The organism is Methylotuvimicrobium buryatense 5G (assembly GCF_000341735.1).
GTDB classification, from domain to species: Bacteria; Pseudomonadota; Gammaproteobacteria; order Methylococcales; family Methylomonadaceae; genus Methylotuvimicrobium; species Methylotuvimicrobium buryatense.
Genome location: NZ_KB455575.1, coordinates 3,116,687 through 3,137,214, shown reverse-complemented (window position 1 = coordinate 3,137,214; position 20,528 = coordinate 3,116,687). Strand labels below are relative to the sequence as shown.

Below are 20,528 nucleotides of genomic sequence, written 5' to 3'. Positions count from 1 at the left end.
ATTCTCGGTGAGACGAATCCAAGCCTCGTCACCACAAGCCAGTCATCGAATGAAGAAGATCAGGCAGACTGGTACCAAAGCCGAAATGGCTTTGAGAAAAGCTTTGCAGCGCTCTGGACTACGCTATCGAGTAAATTACCAAGTGCTGAAGAAGCCACGACGTATTGCAGACGTGGCCTTTACCAAGCTCAAAATTGCGATTTTCGTCGACGGATGTTTCTGGCATGGTTGCCCGGAACATGCGAGTTGGCCTAAGAGTAATGCGGAGTTTTGGCAGCATAAGATCGAAGCCAATCGGGCTCGAGATGCCGATACCGATGCCAAGTTGAAAGAAATCGGCTGGACCGTGATTCGTGTTTGGGAACACGAATGCCCAGAAATGGCTGCCGATAAAATCAATGCAGTCATCGATGTGAAACGGAGCGAGGCCAAAGTAAGTCTCGACCAAAATAATAATAGTGAAGAGAACACAGATGGAACTCATGAATCAAGCGGTCGATGAAAACACGAGAATTTATTATGCTACACCGCCGGAACCAGGCCAGTTGGTAGAAGTCAGACGCCGGCAATGGGTCGTAGCCGACGTCGTATCATCGCAATTGGCGACCAACCACGCTCGACAGAATCTGGTGACCTTGTCCTCCATCGACGAAGATGGTCTCGGCGAGGAATTGGAAGTCATTTGGGAAATCGAACCCGGCGCTCACACCATAGAGCGAGCTGGTTTGCCTTCGATTTCTGGTCAGGACGATCCCGATACGTTGGAAGCCTTTCTCGATGCAGTACGTTGGGGAGCCGCAACCAACGCCGATCGCGGTTTCCTGCAAGCACCCTTCCGTAGCGGCGTCAGCATCGAAGACTTCCAGCTAGATCCGCTGGTCAGAGCCATCGACATGGCCCGTGTCAACTTGTTGATCGCCGATGACGTGGGTTTGGGTAAGACCATCGAGGCTGGTTTGGTCATTCAGGAATTACTGCTCAGACATCGGGCGCGCACCGTCTTGATCGTTTGTCCAGCCTCTCTACAAGAAAAATGGCGTGTCGAGATGCTGGAGAAATTTGGTCTCGAATTCCAGATAGTCGATACGGCCTATATCAAGCAGTTGCGCCGTGAACGGGGCATTCACGCCAATCCCTGGACGTCACATCCAAGACTCATCACATCCATGGACTGGGCAAAGACGGGTGAAGGTCTCAGGCTGATGCGTGACGTTCTGCCTCCCCACATCGGTTTTCCCCGTAAATTCGACATCTTGGTCGTCGACGAAGCACACAATGTCGCTCCTTCGGCCGGAGCGCATTATGCCCTGGAAAGCCAACGCACTCGTTTCATCCGTGCCATTGGCCCGCACTTCCAGCATCGGTTGTTCCTGACGGCTACGCCGCACAACGGTTACACCGAATCCTTCACCTCACTACTGGAACTCCTCGACGACCAGCGCTTCGCACGCAACATCCTACCGGACGAAAAACGCCTCTCGCAAGTCATGATCCGCCGTTTGAAGAGTGATCTGGTCGATGGCGATGGTAATCCAATCTACCCCAAGCGGGTATTACAACCCTTGTTGGTGGCCTATACCGACGAAGAACGGGCCATTCATCAGAAGCTCGACGAATATTGTTCCAGCCGAGAAAAATCGGCTGCTCAAAATAATGATGCATTCGGCACGGCCTTCACCAACCGCTTGTTGAAGAAACGTCTGTTTTCATCACCAGCGGCATTCGCTTCGACTTTGGAAAAACACATTGCCAGTCTTTCGGGCGCGGGTACTCGGCAAAAACGCGATGTCATGGCCGAGCGCATCTTGTATAAGGCGATACTCAAGGTCGAGGAAGATTACGCCAATGACCAAGACTACGAGACTGCACAAGCCGAAGCCGTCGAAGAAGCTTCTCGGCGAGCGCCCGAGCTGACTCCAGAGCAACGTATACTATTGGATGAACTCAGGTCTTGGGCGCAACGGGTCAAGAATCAAGCCGATTCCAAAGCCAATAGCGTACTCGAATGGTGTAAAGAACATCTCAAGACCCATGGCGATTGGAACGACAACCGTGTCATTCTTTTCACCGAGTACCGTACTACCCATCAATGGCTACATGAAATCCTGGCCAGCCATGGTTTTGGCGGTGAGCGTCTGGAGATTTTGCACGGCGGCATGGATCACGATGAGCGCGAGAGAGTCAAGGCTGCATTCCAAACCTCGCCGCGCGACTCCGCAGTGCGTATCCTGCTTGCCACCGATGCGGCTTCCGAAGGTATCGACTTGCAGAACCACTGTCATTGCTTGATCCACCTGGAAATTCCCTACAATCCCAATGTCATGGAGCAACGCAACGGTCGTGTCGACCGGCATGGTCAGCGGCATTCAGAAGTGTTGATCTGGCATCCCGTCGACGGTGGTGATTCAGGAAAGGACAAGGTCGGTGGCCACGGCGAAGACATCATTCGAGCCTTACGCAAACTGGACTCGATGCGCGCCGACATGGGCAGCGTCAATCCGGTCATCGCTCCGCAGATGGCAGGATTGATCGAAGGTTCGCTCACGGACCTGGATACCCGCCTTGCCGAAGCCAAAATCGCCGGCGCCCGAAAATACGTCAAAGCAGAGCGAGAACTCAAGGCTCGTGTCGCCAAATTGCACGAACGGTTACTAGAGACCCGTCACGATTTTCACCTCACGCCCCAACACATCGAAATGGCCGTGCAAACCGCGCTGAAACTCGCCGGCAAACCACAGTTGCAAAGCATTCGCATACCATCCACGCCAGATGATTCCGTGTTCAAGATGCCAGCACTTGCAGGATCTTGGGCACGCTGCCTGGAAGGCTTGCGACACCCTCATACCCAAGTCACTCGCCCGATCACATTCGATCATGCCGTCGCCAATGGCCGTGACGACGTGGTGCTGATCCATCTCAATCATCGTTTGGTGCAGATGTGTCTGAGACTGCTGAGGGCCGAGATCTGGGCACAGGACGACGTCAAGAAGTTACATCGTGTAACGGTACGAAGCGTATCGGATTCCGAACTGAACGAAATGGCCGTGGTGGTGATTTCTCGTTTGCTCATCACCGGCGGAAACCATCACCGTTTGCACGAGGAATTGACCTTTGCCGGTGGTTATCTCCGCGAGCAAGGCTTCAAACGGGAAGATGGCGTCACGCGCATCCAACACTGGTTGGACCAGGCCAAACCGGCAATGGCCGACGAGGCCAATTTTCAAACGTTGCGTTTTCGCTTCGAACAAAGCGAAAACGCATTACTGCAAACCGTCGATGTCCGTTCCAAGGATAGACTCAAGCATTTGATCAACACCCTGAACACTAGAAAGGCCCAAGAAATCGAAGACATCACCAACGTCCTATCGGAACTCGAAAAAGCCATCCAGGCCGAATTGCACAAAGACGAACAGCCACAACAATTCGACATGTTCAGCGATGACGAGAAAACCCAACTAAAGCGCGACATCGGTGCGTTGCAAGCGCGCTTGGATCGCATCCCCGAGGAACGCCAGCGAGAAATCCAAGCCATCGAGGCTCGCTATGCCGACTTCACTGACCGAACCTTCCCGGTCGCTGTCGTCTTTCTGATCCCCACAGGCATGGAAGTTGGTGTACGAACATGAGTTTCAATGAATCGCATGCGGAATGGTTGTCGCTGATCGAAATATCCGGCCCGTTCCTGGCGGTGCCGGTACTAAAAGAGGTATTCCCGCAAGGCCTCGAGCAACTGGATGCCAACAAGCGCAAACGTCTGCGCCAAGCCTACGAGGAATGGCGAGAAGCGTTGGAAAACGACGATCCACGCTTTTCCGAATTACATCAGGCCTGGATAGCCGAAGTGCTGGACCGTGGTTTGGAATTGGACGAGGACGGGCGCGGAGACGTGTTGAAACGTGGTACGGCCATTCCCGACAAACTGATCATAGATTTGCCCGAATACGGCGTGAAACTGGCGCCGGATGCCGCCGTGATCGACGAACAGAGCGGCAATGCCCTGATGTTGATCCAAACCTTTCCGGTCCACACCGATCTGGAAGCCACCAGTAAGCGTGATGGCTGGGCCACGAATCCGGCGGAAAGGATGGTGAACCTCTGCCGCCGAACCGGATGCCGATTGGGATTGCTGACCAATGGCGAACGCTGGATGTTGGTGGATGCCCCCGTCGGTGCCGTTACCACCTTCGCCAGTTGGTATGCCCGCTTGTGGGGACAAGAACCGATTACGCTGCAAGCCTTCGTGCATTTGCTCGGTATTCGCCGTTTCTTCGTCGACGAGTCGGAACGATTGCCGGCATTGTTCGATCGGTCACTGAAACACCAAGACGAAGTCACCGAAGCCCTCGGCGAACAGGTGCGTCGTGCTGTGGAGGTATTGATCCAGTCCTTGGACAAAGCCGACCTGGACCGTGACCGCACCTTGTTGGCGGATGTCTCGACCGCCGAGATCTACGAAGCCTCATTGACGGTGATGATGCGCTTGGTGTTCCTGTTGTCCGCCGAGGAACGCGGTTTGTTGCTGTTGGGTGACGGACGTTACGAATCCCACTATGCGCTATCCACGTTGCGAATGCAGCTGCGTGCCGACAGCGCGGAAATCCTCGAACGTCGTTGGGATGCCTGGTCACGACTATTGGCCTTGTTCCGTGCTGTCTTCGGCGGCATCGAACACGAGAACCTGCGCATGCCAGCCTTGGGTGGCTCATTGTTCGATCCGGACCGGTTTCCTTTCCTGGAAGGACGTGACAAACACAGCCAGTGGCGCATTGATCCCGCCAAACCACTACCCATCGACAACCGCACCGTCCTATTGCTGTTGGACGCGATCCAGCAATTCCAGGGCCGCACCTTGTCTTATCGGGCACTGGACGTAGAACAGATCGGCTACGTCTATGAAGGTTTGCTAGAACGCACCGTCAAACGTGCCAAGGACGTCACTTTGGAATTGGACGCTACCAAGAGCGCCAAATCACCTTGGGTGACCTTGACTGAGTTGGAAACGGCGCGAACAGCCGGCGCCGAAAAACTGGCTGAATTGCTTCGCGAGCGTTCCGGCAGTTCGGCCAGTCGTATCCGTAACGACCTGGCCAAAGTAGTCGACGATTTACTGGCCGACAAACTGCTGACGGCATGTCACGCCGACGTTGCGTTGCGCGATCGCGTCAAGCCATTCGCCAATCTACTGCGTGTCGATCCTTGGGGGTATCCGCTTGTCTATCCTAAAGACTCATTCATGGTCACCACCGGTTCCGACCGGCGCGAGACCGGCACCCATTACACCCCCAAATCCCTGACCGAAGCCATCGTCACCGAGACCCTCACGCCCGTGGTCTATGTCGGCCCGGCGGAAGGCAAACCGCGCGAGGAGTGGCAGCTCAAATCGGCCGCCGAATTGTTGGATCTAAAGATCTGCGATCCGGCCATGGGCTCCGGCGCGTTCTTGGTGCAAGTCTGCCGCTGGTTGGCGGAACGTTTGGTCGAGGCCTGGAGCCAAGCGGAATCGTCTGGCAAATACGTCACGGTCGACGGCGAGGTTCGCGACGCCGTGACCGGCGAGGAGACCTTGCCGAGAGACGACGAAGAACGCATCGTCATCGCCCGCCGCTTGATCGCCGAGCGCTGCTTGTACGGTGTGGACTTGAATCCATTGGCGGTGGAACTGGCCAAACTTTCGATCTGGTTGGTGACGCTTGCAAAAGGACGGCCGTTCGGTTTTCTGGACCACAATCTGCGCTGTGGCGACAGTCTACTGGGCATACACCGATTGGATCAGCTCACCGAATTGAGCATGACGCCGGGTCAGAAGAATACGCAGATGCGCATCTTCGGCCGGAACATCGAACAGGCCGTCGCCGAAGCCATCGAATTACGCAAACGCTTACGCCAAATGCCGATTCGGGACATTCATGACGTGGAGGCGATGGCCAGGCTAGATACCGAAGCCAAAGCAAAACTCGAAGCTCCGGAACTGATAGCGGATACATTTATCGGTGAAGTTTTTCGTACCGAGGGAAATATAAATGCCCTTGTTCCAACGCTTACAGTATTATCGATTGAGGCTGAGCAATATTTGCTTGGAGATATTAAAACTCATAAACATATTTCGGACCGCGCATTCCTTAGTCTATCGAAGGATTTGTCAACAAAAAATGAACGACTAAAGCCTTTTCATTGGGCCTTAGAGTTTCCCGAAGTTTTTTCTATCAAGAATGGTTTTGATGCAATTATAGGAAACCCGCCATACCACCACGGAAGTAGAATATCTAGTATATTTGGTAATCGATATTTAAAAACATTATTATCAGTGTATGAGAAATCACTTGGAAAGGCTGATCTTTGCACCTATTTCCTTAGAAAAGGGTTTTCGTTAATTCGAAAAGATGGCTGTATTGGCGTAATCGTTTAGCCCCCCATCACTAAAAAAGTAGCATCTCCCGTTAAAACATGAAAAGCTATAGGACATGACGTTGAGCGACCGAGACCTTAGCCAAATGGACACGGACTATCTGGATGATTTGCCGGAGGGTGAGTTGCGTCCATTGAGTAAGCAACTGTTGGCGGATCTCAAAGAAGCCCGAGAACGACTCAAACAATCCCCGGATACGAGTTCGCGTCCGCCGTCATCCCGGGAGCCTTGGCAATCGAATCAATCCAGCGCCGAACCGTCGGAAGAAGCGCCGGCAACGGACGACTTGTCGGCACTGGATTCGTCTGAGTCTTCGTCAGATGACTTACCTAGCCAGGACTCGGCAACACCTCCGGCGGCGACCGGTNATAGCGNAAAGCCTAAAAAAGCCGGGCGCCAAGTCGGTANCCCAGGCTATAGCCGCAACCTGACCTTACCGGTGACACGGACAATTGAGCATCGCCCGGATTGCTGCGCCGCGTGTAGGCAATCGTTTGCCGACAACACCGACTACCGACCCTGGAACGCCCGGTTCGAACTGGAGCTTGAAATCGGCAACGCCGAATCGCCGAAATTACAAATCGAACATAGCCGACATGACTACTTCTCGGCGACCTGTCCCTGCGGTCATCAANCCCNNGCCGAGCCCGGGCGAGGCGCCGACGAAGATGGCTGGAGCGTAGCCCTGAGCGAATGGCATCTGTGCGGCCCTCGGTTGGTTAGCTTTTTGGTTTATCTCTCATTGTCCCTACGGGCATCGCGCAGCAGAATCCAAGCCTATTTGCGCGATTGGCTGGGGATCGACCTCAGCACCAGCACCATCAATCAATGCATTCATGAAGCGGGACGTGCCGTTGCGCCGGTCGTCGACGAGCAGTTGATCGCGGAACTCAAGGCCGCCGGCCTCTTACATATCGATGAAACACCCTGGAAAGAAGCCGGGCAGTTATTTTGGCTCTGGGTCTTTGTCAGCGCACAGACGGTGATTTATCAAGTGGGCAAACGCCATCGTCTCGTCGTGAACCAGCTCTTAGGGGAAGCGTTTTGCGGCTTACTGATGACCGACGGCTACAGCGTCTATCGCATCTTTCCTAGGCGCTTGCGCTGTTGGGCGCACTTGGTGCGCAAGGCCCGAGCACTGTATCAGTGCTTGGATAGCGAAGGACAAGCTTTCGGCGAAGCCTTGTTATTGGCCATGATCCTGTTGATGCGCAACATCCACCGACTCCGCGAATCGCCGCCGGATGCCGAATCCTTATGGGCGCAGAATCAACAGTTGCTGACCTTGCTGCGCTCGCTCTGCGAGACGCACCGAGACATCGCGCATGTTGACAGCCGACAATTAGCCGGCGAATTTCTCAACGATTGGGAGGCCATCGTGCGCGTGGTCGAAACGCCGGCGCATCCATTGACCAACAACGTGGCGGAACGCAGTTTGCGGCACTGGGTATTGCTGCGCAAAATCACCTTCGGTTCGCGGACGGCACAAGGCAGTCGCGTGGTTGCCTTGCTGGCGAGCGTGATTGATACCGCGCGTTTGAGAGACCTGAATCCTTGGGAGTTTATTGCTCAAACACTGGCCGAACGCCGTAAAAACCAACCCGTCCCTCGTTTGCCTATGCCGGTTTTGGCGTGATAGGAACAGGGGGGGGCTAAACGATTACGTATTGGCTTATTAGTAACAAATAGCATATCAGAAGGCGAAAACCTCAAAGCATCTCTAATTCCGATTACAGAGGACTCAGGTAAGATTTATTCGGCTCTGACAGATATAAAGTGGCCTGGCACTGCTTCGGTTTATGTTTCGGTAGCTTTTTTAATTAAAGGCGATTGGAATGGCTGCTTATATATCAATAATATTTTGGTTGGAAACATATCTCCTCGATTATTGGATGATGTCAATTCTGAGCCAAAACCACTTTTAAAGAACCAGTCCATTTGTTACAAAGGATCGGAATTGCTTGGTGATTTCTTTATATCCAAAGAGACAGCTCGCTCCTGTATTAAAGAAGAAGAAAAATATTCCGTGGTTTTCAAGCCTATACTTGGTGGAAAAGAATTGACGTCTACTTCAATAATTAAACCTGAACGCTGGGTGATTTTTCTATCCGATCTGCCCCTAGCAAGAGCAGAGTCAGAATTTCATACGGCCACAGAAATATTAAAAGAGCGTTTTTCTCAGCCAGATGCAAAACGTCCAAGAAGAAAGAATTGGTGGCAATTTCATAGGCCTCGAGTAAAACTTTATGACGGCATGAAAAATCTTTCACGAGTGCTTATAAGGCCATATACATCGAACATGTCATGGTTTGAATTTGGTTCAATAGATTGGTTATATACAAACGCAGTTGTGGTGGTTTTATTGGATGATTATTGTAGCTGGGGTGTCTTAAACTCTACAATCCATGAAGAGTATGCAGCTAATTTTGCTACTCGAATGAAAACAGATATTCGTTATATACCTTCAACATGCTTCGAAACATTTCCATTAATTTTTGAAAAAAACTCAGATAAAGTATTAAAAATTTCTAAAGATTACCATCAGTTTAGAATTTCTACCATGAAGGAGCTAGATAACGGGCTCACATCAATTTATCAGAGCTTTCATAATCCTAATTGCAATATACCTGCAATAGAAAAAATGCGAGAAATGCATATACAGCTTGATTTAGCTGTTTGCGAAATGTATTCAATTCCAGTAACTGAAATAAATCATAATTTCAACTTAACTAAACAAGGAATACGTTTCACTATTTCCGAAGAAAATAGATCATTAATCATAACGAGGTTGCTAAATTTAAACAAACTTCAGAATGAACTTGAATCAACGAATGGATCACAATTAAAAGATAAAAAAATTACTGCTCGTGCCAAACATCCTTCAACAAGTAAGTCTTTTTATCAAACAGAACTAGTCTTTGAGGATCAAAACGACAATCAAATTCTAGAACCAACCTCTGTCAAAGTGGGCAATCAATGGGGGAAAATCGCTTCAGATCAAATGCTTGCCTGGCTCGAAGCCCACAAAGGCTGGTTCAACAAATCAGCCATTCTGAATGGTTGTGGCGCCGATCCTAATGAGTGGGCTTTTGCGATCGATGAGCTATTGAAAGACGAATACGTCGAATCTCAAGGTGAGTCTGATGCCATTCGTTATAGAGCCAAACCCTGATATGGATAGACGCCCATGGAAATGAAAATGCGGGAATCGTGGTTAGATATCGAATTGAAAGACCTGTTCTATGCCTATCGAAAAGCCAAGGCTGATTGCTATTTCGAACGATCCATTTGTATTGCCAGTCAATTTGCCGAATACGAGTCCAACCTGCCTGAAAACTTGTCCAAGTTGTTAGATCGCTTGCACGCAGGGAAAGCCAAAAGCATTTTGATCGAAAACATCGGGACACCTGGTGTTACCGCCAAAAAACTGGGAATCGAACCCAAAAAAGACAAGGAAGGCAGGGAAGATAAGAAGGCGGAATTGGGCGGACACTGCTTTTTTTCTGATTCGACGAGGGCTTTTGAGTTTCTTCGCAATGCCAAAGAAATCACACCAGAATTCAGGCTCGTTGGCGAATTCCCGGTCGAAATGCATGTGATGTCGGCGCTTTGGATCAATCTGATCGGTCACAAATATGACACTGTTTTGTCCAAATCCACGTATGGTGCGAGACTTCGCCGTTACCGACCTGATCCCAAAGAAATTGAAACCAATGTAGGCCGTTATCACCTGGAGACTATCGGCTCATTCATGCCGTATTTCGGGTTGTATAGAAAGTGGCGCGAACGAGGAATGAATGCGATCCGTGAGGAATTGGAAGGAGATCGATCGGTCGTGGCCATCTCAATGGATTTCACCAGTTACTATCATCAAATCGATCCTTCTTTCATCAGCAAGAAGCGTTTTCTAGCATCGGCAGGCATCGAACTCGATGCTTGGGAATTGGACTTTACCAAGGCATTCGTCAAAGCCCTTATTGGCTGGTCAAAACTTACGGCTCAAAAACTCATCGAAATGGGGTGTTCATCTGAAGACATCGAAATTGGTGGCTTACCAATAGGATTGTCCATATCCCGGATCGTTTCGAATGCATTGTTGATCTCATTGGATCGCGATATAGAACAGGGATTGACCCCCATTTACTACGGACGATACGTCGATGATATTTTTTTGGTACTTCGTGACCCAGGCCATCTTAGAAGTACCAGTGCTCTTTTGGACTTCATTTCAAAACGAACCGAGTGTTTTCCGGAAGATGCCAGTAATACGGAAGAAATCGAGCTGAAACTGCCTGGCGGTTTTCAAGGCGCAACGAAACTAACGTTACAGAAGAACAAACAAAAAGCCTTTTTCTTACAAGGGCAAGCGGGACTGGATTTACTCGACAACATCGAAACACAGATTCGTAGTGTATCCAGCGAGCGACGATTGATGCCATCTTTGAAAGGATTGGAATCCATGTCTTCTGCCAAGATATTGACGGCCGCCGCGCATCCATCCGAAGAAGCCGATACATTGCGTCGTGCCGATGGTTTGTCGGTTCGTCGCTTGGGTTGGTCCATCCAACTTCGTGCCGTGGAAATGTTTGCTAGAGATTTGCGATCCGACGATTGGAAAGACGAACGCATCAAATTCTATGAGTTCGCTCATAGTCACATTCTGCGCCCAGATAAGATCCTTGACCACATTGATTATTTGCCAAGACTTTTGTCTTTGGCCGTTGCCTTGATGGATTGGGTAGAGGCTTCGAAATTATTGGATGCCGTTTTTACGTCTCTTCGAACGCTCAGGAAGCATACTCAAGAGGTTCCAATAAAGATCAATGGTCATAAGGCCTCCGGAAATATCGAACAAATATGGGAAGGTTTAGAGGATGCCGTACGAAAACTGAGTGCCGATGCCTTGACTCGGTCACTGCGATGGAGCCAACGAAAAGGAGGAATCAGACCTCTTTCGGAAACAGCGCTATCCGTATGTGAAAAAGTTGGCTTGGGTACTGATACTAAACAAATCGAAAGGTTGTCGATTTCGTTGAGAGAAGCGGATTGGGCAAAAACGGCCTATAAAGATCACTTACGCCGAGACGCGACGAGACAACGCCCGTCGGTTGTCGACGAAACCCAGTTACATGGACTGTATGATTTCGAAGATGATTTACGTGATTTCCTTGATGAATCATCCATTCCAAGTGCTTCAGGGGTCAATAGAGTCAACGGTCGCTGTTCCGGGAGAGGAAAACCAGGGAAAGACGTCTCTTTATTACCATACTTGTTTCCAACTCGGCCTTATTCTACCCAAGAGATACCGCTGTTTCTTCCTGAACAAACTATCTTTGGCGACGGTGTCCAAAACCCAGCCAAGGCTTGGGCCAAATATACCCGAGCCATGCGTGGTATATGGGTATGGGGCAATCTACTCGGATTCGATGTCCATCCACCCACCATTTCTGAAAGTGAAAATACCAATCAGGAAAAAAGGTTTGCGAAGCTCGGGACGAAAAGTAAGCCCCTCATCAAATTGGGTATCAGTAGCTTATTGACCAATGACGACAGCTATATCGCCGCAGCCAAGGGACGCCCTGACATTTCTCCTCAGAGATATGCCCGCATCGAAAGAATCGTCAATGCGACCATTTCTGCCTATCCAAAGCCTACCCATTTGTTACTTCCAGAGCTTTCTCTACCCGAAAGATGGATAGATACCGTTTCGGGGATGCTACGAGACGCGAACATCAGTCTGATTGCAGGACTGGACTATCAAATCGGGGCTTTGGACTCGATTCATAGCGAGGCCGTTTTGGTTTTGATGGATGATCGATTGGGCTTTCCCACTTCGGTACAGATACGTCAGCCCAAATGCTTGCCTGCACCCGGAGAAGATCAAATGTTGTTGAAGCTATTTGGTCGAAAATGGACCGAGGGACTCCGCTATCGACCAAAACCGATATACGACCACGCTGGCTTTCATTTCGGGGTGTTGGTTTGCTCGGAGCTGCAAAACATTTCTTATCGCAAATATTTTCAGGGTTATGTCGATTGCATGATGGTTCTTTCTTGGAATCAGGATTTGGAAACGTTTTCGGCACTCGTCGAATCTGCCAGCTTGGATGTTCATGCTCACATTGCGTTGGTAAATAACAGGAAGTATGGCGATAGCAGGGTTCGAGTTCCAGCCAAAGTTCATCATGAAAGAGATCTGTGCCGATTGCGAGGTGGCAAAAACGAGCATCTAGTCGTCGTCGAGCTCGACATTGAGAACTTGAGAGCGTTTCAAAGCCGTGAGAAACGCTGGCCATGTGAAGATGACCCTTATAAACCAGTGCCGGAAGGATTCGATTTGTCTCCGGCGAGACGTACTACGCCTAAGTGAATGACTCGGACCATATTGGATGCACTTCTTCAAAAATCACGACTTTAAATGGAAAAATTGAATGACTGAAATAAACGCGTGGATCGCAGTAGACAAAGGACTTGCCGTCGACCCGATCTTGGCACCCTACGTTCTACTTCTTGATGGCGAACGATCCCTGTATCGATCCATCTATGAAGACGATTGGCTGTTGATCGTCGACGATTCGCAGGTCATCACGAAAGTAGCCAGGATCATGCGGATTCGTTCCGACCTCGAGACCACGACCTTGTATTTCGATAGATCGTTGGTACTAGATGAAAAGATACCGTTGACCGATACGTCCTTTTCCTTACCTGGGTCGGGCACGGTAGGACGTTTGCAATGGACCGATTTCATCGAAGGAATGACGAATGTCTTGAAAACCCGTCTGGAAGACATCCCTGTCATCGGCAGCGGTGAAGGCGCTCGGGAACGCGCTTATATCCGGGAATTACTGCAACTGGCGGTAATGGACGATCTTCTGGGACCGGCAGATGGACCACATGAAAAAATCGTCGACATGAGTGTTCGTGATCGTTATCTGGTCGGCAAATTGGCCCCCAGACAAGCGCCGACTGACACTGAAAACTGGGAAGGATCACTCGTCGATGAAGACGAGGAAGAGTCTGTAGATACATCGCTACCCGGCCAACACGAACCCGGCGCCGAGTTTGCTGGTACGACGGGGCGTGTCGAACCCGAATCGGATTCCACCGATGAAATCGATGCCAGCAGCAATCAGTCGTTGATACCTTCCAGCATGGGCTTCACGTTTTGCGTCACGGGCGATGCGTCGGCCATAGAGGTCGATGTCGGTTTCGGACGTTACGAACGTTTGTCCGGCGAAGATGGTGGGCAAACAAAAGTCATCAACCGCAAGGTGCGTGATGCGGACGGCAACGTCGTGCGGGTGGAACAAGAAGAAGTCAGAGCCAAAGTCTGGCAGCGCATACCCTGTGGTGGCAAGTTGATACTACCGTTGACCACGGGAACCATTGCCCATCAGGCTCCCGACCCGGAGCAACCGGAGGTCAGGATTCAGGGCTCGATTCGCGCACCCAATGCCAATGGCGATCGTTTGGTGACACTGTTTCTGGTCAATGCTCAAGTGGAACCAGAAACCAATCGCGATTCGGCTTGGCTGTTTCAGCCTGAAATGATCATCCGTGCCGCCCCCAAGTCTTCCAATCGAGCTATCTTTCGTCGCCGCCCCATGTTGGATGCCAACGGCATGGATCCCGAGCGCGAGGCATTGGAAATGATCTACCGAAATCGGGTCGAATTTAGCGTAGGCCATGGTGTCGCTGTCCATGCCAATCTGAGTGACGACGTGACGCTGGCCACCGAGATTCGCACCGTGATCATGCCCCAATACGAGGTAGCAGTGACGGAAACACCAGGAGAAGATCCCGCCGATCGTTCAGCAATGCGAAAAATGCTGGAAAACGGTTGGCTGGACATGCACACTCTGGCCACCCTCGAAAAATCGGAATTGTCGCTCGCTTTGCGTGTGTTGACCGACGATTATGCTGAATGGATTCACGAACAGCGTGTCCGTATCGGTCAGGATGTAATCGGGCATGACCATCAAGCCCATCAAACATTGGATCGGTGCCACGAGGTGTTGGTTCGCCTTAGACAGGGTATCGACACTTTGGAAACCAATGACAAGGCGTTGGCTGCGTTTCGGTTTGCCAATCGGGCGATGGCGACGCAAAGGGTGCGGAGTATTTATTCCCTGGCCATGCGGCGTAAGGAAGACCTTTCCTTGGCAAGTACCGACATATCTGGGAATCGAAGTTGGCGGCCATTTCAGCTCGCCTTCTTGTTGTTGTCCATACCGTCACTGACCGACCCCAAGCATCAGGGTCGAACCCGTCCCGTCGAAGCCTACGCCGACTTGCTGTGGTTTCCGACCGGTGGCGGTAAGACCGAGGCCTATTTGGGAGTGGCTGCTTTCACCATGGCCATACGCCGCATGCAACCCAATTTGGGTGGTTATGATAGTTCGCGCGGTTTGGCTGTGATCATGCGTTATACCTTGCGTTTGTTGACTTTGCAGCAATTCCAACGTGCCACGACGCTGATTTGTGCGATGGACGTATTACGGCGGGAAGCGTTGGACAAGGGTGACGAATCGTTGGGCAAGGAACCCTTTACCATTGGTCTATGGGTTGGCAACAAGGTTACGCCAGGCACCACCCAGGACAGCCATCGTGCCATCGAGGCGAGACGAAACCCTGGTCAAAATACGACTGGACTAGCGTCGCCGGCGCAGTTGACCAGTTGCCCCTGGTGCGGATCGGAAATCGCACCCGGTCGTGACATCGAAGTGGATCGGGATACATTGCGGACCGTGATCTACTGTGGCGACAAGAAAGGTCAATGCGAATTCTCCAAAGGAAAATCCAGTAAACGAACCCATCCTGGTATTCCGGTACTGGTCGTCGACGAAGAAATCTATCATCGCCCACCGACGATGATGATCAGTACGGTCGACAAATTCGCGATGATGGCTTGGCGTGGCGAAGTGCGAACTCTTTTTGGTCGTGCCGATCGGGAATGCCCGAGACATGGCCTGGTGTTACCCGATGCGGATTGTCATGGCTCTCACCAGGCCAAAAAAAGCCTGCCTGCGGTAAAAGTCAAAACGATTTCGCCCATACGTCCACCGGATCTGATCATTCAGGACGAGTTTCATTTGATCAGCGGCCCACTAGGGACCATGGTCGGCTTATACGAAACGGCAGTCGACGAATTGAGCGCCTGGCAATTGGATGGTTTGACCGTTCGACCCAAGATCATTGCGTCGACGGCGACGGTGCGCAAGGCACGAGAACAAGTCAACAACGTGTTCATGCGACAGGTTGCCGTGTTTCCGCCTCATGGTTTGGATGTGGAGGACAATTTTTTCTCGATACAACGTCCAATCCAAGACCGTCCGGGACGCCGCTATTTGGGCGTTTGCTCGCCGGGCAGTTCTCGACCGGCCATGTTGATACGCGTCTATACCGCATTCTTGACGGCTGGTCAGACATTGTTCGAACGATTTGGTTCGGCTGCCGATCCTTACATGACCATGGTCGGTTATTTCAATTCCTTACGTGAGCTAGGTGGTATGAAACGTTTGGCCGAGGACGACGTGCAGACTCGATCCTATCGTGTTCAGATGAGTCTGGTAAAACGGCCAGGATTGGGGCAACGTGGCGTCAACAACATCCGGGAATTGACCTCGCGTGTTTCCAGCCAGGACATTCCCAAGTATCTTGATCAGTTGGAAGTCAAATTCAACACCGAATATGATGCGGAAAAGGGTAAGTACGTCTGTCGTTGGCAAGACGGTGACGTCAGAGCCATCGACGTGGTATTGGCCACCAATATGCTGTCGGTCGGAGTCGACGTCAATCGATTGGGGTTGATGGCCGTCAATGGTCAGCCAAAAGGTACGGCAGAGTACATTCAGGCTACCAGCCGCGTCGGACGGGCATCGCCGGGCCTGGTCTGTACTGTTCTGACCTGGGCTCGTCCTAGAGACCTCTCACACTACGAGACCTTCGAGCATTATCACGCGACATTCTACAAGCACGTCGAAGCACAATCGGTCACACCATTTTCGCCACGAGCCATGGATCGTGGACTAACCGGAGCCATGCTCAGTGTCATGCGTTTGAGTCATGAAGCCTTCAGTCCCAATGTAGGGGCTGGTCATTTGGAGCAGGCCAATCAGTCTGAGGTCACCAAGGTCATCGAAGTATTGGCCGCTCGCGCCGGTAACGTCGAGGACAACACCAAGAAACAGCTCGCGATCGATGGCTTGAAGGCAAGGGCTGACGATTGGGCCAAGGAAGCTAGTTTGGGTGGCCGAACCTTGGCTTATGAGAAGCGTGGTCAACAAAAAGATACGACGGTGGCCTTGATCAAATCGCCCGGTCTTCGTGCCTGGGATAATTGGACGGTGCCAATGTCGATGCGGGAAGTCGAGCCAGGCGTGCGGTTGATCATGAACACGTCTCGCTTGGAAGACGAGTACGAGTGGAGACCACGTTCGACTGTTACGGAACGAGATGAAGAGGATGAAGGATGAGCGAAAAAACTCCCGTTGGTGAGGTGCGACCGAGCCAATTGTTGTGGACCTATGGTCCAGGTGCCCTGATCGATTTACCGAATCTATCGGTCGTAACGTCCGGTATCGACCGTTGGGAGCGAGACAGATGTCAGCCCATCCATGAAGCTCGCTTATTGAATGCCGTACGGCAGGTGTTGGGCGACCAGGTCGAGAGTCTGCGCATGCCGCCCTTTTCGAAAAGTGAACTCGCCGACGTGTGGTCGGCCGAGGCCAACATCGGAGTTCCAGTACGTCCTTTTCCACGATGGTTGCGTTGCGTGAAGTGCGGCTTGCTCTCGCCTTACGATCTCGGCCTGTTCGGCCTCAAGGAAAATCGCTATCGACCTGAGTTGACGAAATTCGTACATAAGGGATGCACTGGTTCGAAAGGCAGTGACAAGGCCAAAGACGCCGATGCTGTACCGGCGCGTTTCCTGTTGGCTTGTCGCGGCGGTCACTTGGACGACTTCCCCTGGCATTACTTCGTGCATGGTGGTCCCAGCGAATGCAAAGGCACACTGCGATTTTTCGAAAGCGGTGCATCACTACAAACCGAAAATCTTTGGGTCAAGTGCGATACTTGTTCGGCATCTCGAAGCATGGCTCATGCCTTTGGACAAGCCGGCAGAGAAAATTTACCTGGCTGTCGTGGACGACATCCGCATTTGGATTGGTTCGATCATGACTGCACGGAAGCTCCTCGAGCAGTCTTGTTGGGTGCCACCAACAGCTGGTTCCCCATGACCTTGTCGGCATTGGCGATTCCTCAGCAGAATGGTTCACCTTTGCAGCAAATCATCACCGATTATTGGGAAGACTTTGCCGATACGGAAGACCTGTCGGAGTTGAAAGGTACGATCAAGGCATTGAAGAAACGTGGCGAGGCGCAAGGCATAGAGAAATATGAAGTCGAAACGGTATGGGTTGCCATTCAACACCACCGTGACGGTACCGATCAGGTCGTCGAACAAGCAGACATCAAAGGACCAGAATGGGAAGTCTTGTCGTCACCCAATCCACCTACCGATTATCCACATTTCATGAGTACGCCGACTGACGTGCCGGAAGGATTCAAGGATAGAATCAGTCGAGTGTTACTGTTGGAACGTTTGCGCGAAGTCAATGCACTGATTGGTTTCACTCGCGTCGAATCCCCTGATGAATCGATTGGACAGGAACATTCGTCTATGGCACCGCTTTCTCGATCTAATCCAGAATGGGTGCCTGCTTGCGAGGTTCATGGTGAGGGAATCTTCATCCAATTCAACGAATCGGCATTGAAGGAATGGGAAGGCAAGAAAGCCGTTGCCGGCATCGATCAAATATTATTGGGTGGTCACCGAGGGTGGCGTAATGCCAGGCATTTGAGTCCTGATGGCGACTACCCAGGCATTCGCTACGCGATGTTGCATACCCTTGCGCATATTCTGATCCGGGAATTGGCTTTGGAGTGCGGTTACAACGCGGCAAGTATTCGTGAGCGGGTCTATGCCGACATGATCGATGACATGCCGCAAGCGGGCATTTTGATCTACACGGCTGCAGCCGATTCCGATGGGACGCTGGGTGGTTTGGTCGAGCTTGGTAAACCCGAGAATCTAGGGCGACTGCTGAGGCAAGCTTTGGAACGAGCCAAAGTCTGTTCTTCCGATCCGTTGTGCTCAGAGCATGATCCGGCCAAAGACAGAACCCTGCATGCCGCGGCTTGCCATGCCTGCTCTTTCGTGGCCGAGACTTCGTGTGAACGCGGTAATCGATATTTGGACAGGTCACTGTTGATCCCGACCTTCGAACATGCCGAAGCTGGCTTCTTCAAAGGTTTTTGATATGGAAATATTACTAGATGCCATCACGAATTTAGTGGTCCTAGTTCCTCGGGAGAAAGTTGGCGCAATTGCCAATAGAATTCGAAACGCCAAATCCAAAGCAGTATCGTTGACCGACTTCGAAAGCACGCACCAAGTGGCATCTGCGATCGACAGGCTGAAAACAACATGGCAGGCTAGTGAGGTCACTGGCAGCGAGTTGGCCGCAATGTTGGTCGCCGCATCTCACACGATAGACAAAGTGAACACGGAACAATCCTTGGAGCTCGTATGGACAGGGCCATCGACGCCATTCGTTTCGGCTCGCCGTACCGAACAAGCATTGTTGCAGGTCATTGAGTCGGCCAGAAAGTCCCTTTTCATCACAAGTTTCGTTGCCTATGATGTGTCATCGATTATCAATGCCCTTAATGCAGCCATTGCTCGTGGCGTGGTGGTTTCGATGTTGCTGGAATCATCGAATGATCATGGAGGTAGTGTGATCATCGACGTGATTGGCAAAATGCTCAAATTGGTTCCCGAGGCCTTGATTTACGCATGGATCAATAAAACAGAAAATTATTTGGGTGGGCGAGTTCATGCCAAGATTGCTTTGGCTGACGATCGATTTTGTTTTATCACTAGTGCCAATTTGACCGGTTTTGCGATGGAGAAAAACATTGAAGCGGGTATTTTGATCAGCGGCGGACGTATACCGGTTTTATTGAATCGACATTTGAATGCTCTCGTCCAATTAAAAGTGATTGATCTAATTTGAATTATAATGTTTTGGTTAGGTTTTATTCTAAGGGCTTGTTTTAAAGGCCGCCAATACATCCTAAATCGGCAACGATTCAATTTTTTCCATGGCCAAGATAACAGGCAGCGAAGGCTACCGACTGATTAAATGACAAAATATGTCTAAGCTCCGCAACTTCAACTGGCGTCAAGAAGCCCAAGATCTGATTGAGACCCAGGACAAGCAGTCTTGGCGAGAACAAAAGGCCAAGAGTTTTAGCGACTGGCTGAAGACCCGTGCCGAGAAGGAGGGTGTGCGGATTTCAGTGCTTTGGCGTTACTTAAGGGTTGGGCGTTTTGCCGTCGAATTGCAAACGGGCGGATGGGCAAACGCAAAGACGCCGCTGGATATTCCGGAAGGCATTAACGCAGACTCTCTCGAATTGTTGGAAAAAATCAATCGAGTTGCGACCGAGAGCGATTTCAACGCCTTGGCTGAAGCGCTGTACCAAAAAAAAATCAAACGGCCGCAACTCCTCAAGACCTGGCAGATTTACCGTGAGGCCATGCCGGAAGGTCAAACCGCCAGAGGGCGGGGTACCCAGCGTCCTGTTTTAGACGAAAAGAATCTGCATAAGCAAGAATTATCATTCAAACACAATGTTTTGCGACGTCTTGAAGCGATCGATCCTGTTAGCTTGGGCTATGAAAGTGGAGCGGTCCTGCGGATTTTTAATCCACTCAGCGATCGACAAAAGAGCTATGGTTACGATGCCATCATGGTCGTATTCAATGAGCATCGGATCGTCGATGTGGCGTTTATTGTAATTCAGGTAGAAGATGCGGTTGATCGAGAACAAGAAGACCACCTTTCGAATGAAAGAGTTTGGCTGATCGCCCAAGAATCGACCTTGATCAAAGCGGCCAATGGTTCTCGAAAAAGCTACCCCGATCCATGGGGCGTCATGGTTGCGACGGCGAACGAATTGCGCATCGAACAGAAACCACCTCAAAATTCAGCGCCAATCGCATTTTCTGTCAGCGAGTTGCTGCTAGATTTCATGAAATGACAAGGGCAGTTCA

The 20,528-nt window shown here is 51.0% G+C and carries 10 protein-coding genes; all 10 read left to right on the top strand.

What is annotated here, in order from left to right; all coding sequences use genetic code 11:
• Positions 1-7 precede the first annotated feature (7 nt).
• The 10 genes from METBU_RS0114055 (at position 8) to METBU_RS0114010 (ending at position 20,515) form a co-directional block, all read left to right on the top strand.
• Complete coding sequence (locus tag METBU_RS0114055; RefSeq protein WP_201764862.1) at positions 8-502, top strand: very short patch repair endonuclease; 495 nt, start codon at positions 8-10, stop codon at positions 500-502.
• Positions 483-3,626 carry a DISARM system SNF2-like helicase DrmD gene (gene drmD / locus METBU_RS0114050; RefSeq protein ID WP_138767051.1) on the top strand — a complete coding sequence of 1,048 codons (3,144 nt, stop codon included), beginning with the start codon at positions 483-485 and terminating at the stop codon, positions 3,624-3,626. The genes METBU_RS0114055 and drmD overlap by 20 nt, the downstream gene beginning before the upstream one ends.
• The gene (locus tag METBU_RS24205; protein ID WP_017841237.1) at positions 3,623-6,406 is read left to right on the top strand and encodes an Eco57I restriction-modification methylase domain-containing protein; all 2,784 of its coding nucleotides are present in this window, start codon (positions 3,623-3,625) and stop codon (positions 6,404-6,406) included. The genes drmD and METBU_RS24205 overlap by 4 nt, the downstream gene beginning before the upstream one ends.
• Positions 6,407-6,461: 55 nt before the next feature.
• Entirely contained in the window at positions 6,462-8,042 is a 1,581-nt protein-coding gene (gene tnpC, locus METBU_RS0114040; protein WP_040575328.1) for an IS66 family transposase, read from the top strand.
• 252 nt (positions 8,043-8,294) lie between these two features.
• On the top strand, positions 8,295-9,578 hold the full coding sequence (locus METBU_RS0114035; protein WP_017841235.1) for a type IIL restriction-modification enzyme MmeI: 1,284 nt from the start codon (positions 8,295-8,297) through the stop codon (positions 9,576-9,578).
• Positions 9,579-9,605: 27 nt separating this feature from the next.
• Complete coding sequence (locus METBU_RS0114030) at positions 9,606-12,776, top strand: RNA-directed DNA polymerase (RefSeq protein WP_186005683.1); 3,171 nt, start codon at positions 9,606-9,608, stop codon at positions 12,774-12,776.
• A 61-nt stretch (positions 12,777-12,837) separates the two neighbouring features.
• Positions 12,838-16,881, top strand: coding sequence for a DISARM system helicase DrmA (drmA, locus tag METBU_RS0114025; protein WP_017841233.1), 4,044 nt, complete (start codon positions 12,838-12,840; stop codon positions 16,879-16,881).
• Positions 16,878-18,728 carry a DUF1998 domain-containing protein gene (gene drmB / locus METBU_RS0114020; protein ID WP_017841232.1) on the top strand — a complete coding sequence of 617 codons (1,851 nt, stop codon included), beginning with the start codon at positions 16,878-16,880 and terminating at the stop codon, positions 18,726-18,728. Before drmA ends, drmB begins: the two co-directional genes overlap by 4 nt.
• Before the next feature lies 1 nt (position 18,729).
• Positions 18,730-19,485, top strand: coding sequence for a DISARM system phospholipase D-like protein DrmC (gene drmC / locus METBU_RS0114015; RefSeq protein WP_026130229.1), 756 nt, complete (start codon positions 18,730-18,732; stop codon positions 19,483-19,485).
• 139 nt (positions 19,486-19,624) lie between these two features.
• Positions 19,625-20,515: a hypothetical protein gene (locus METBU_RS0114010; RefSeq protein ID WP_017841230.1), complete on the top strand. Its 891-nt coding sequence runs from the start codon at positions 19,625-19,627 to the stop codon at positions 20,513-20,515.
• Positions 20,516-20,528: the final 13 nt, after the last annotated feature.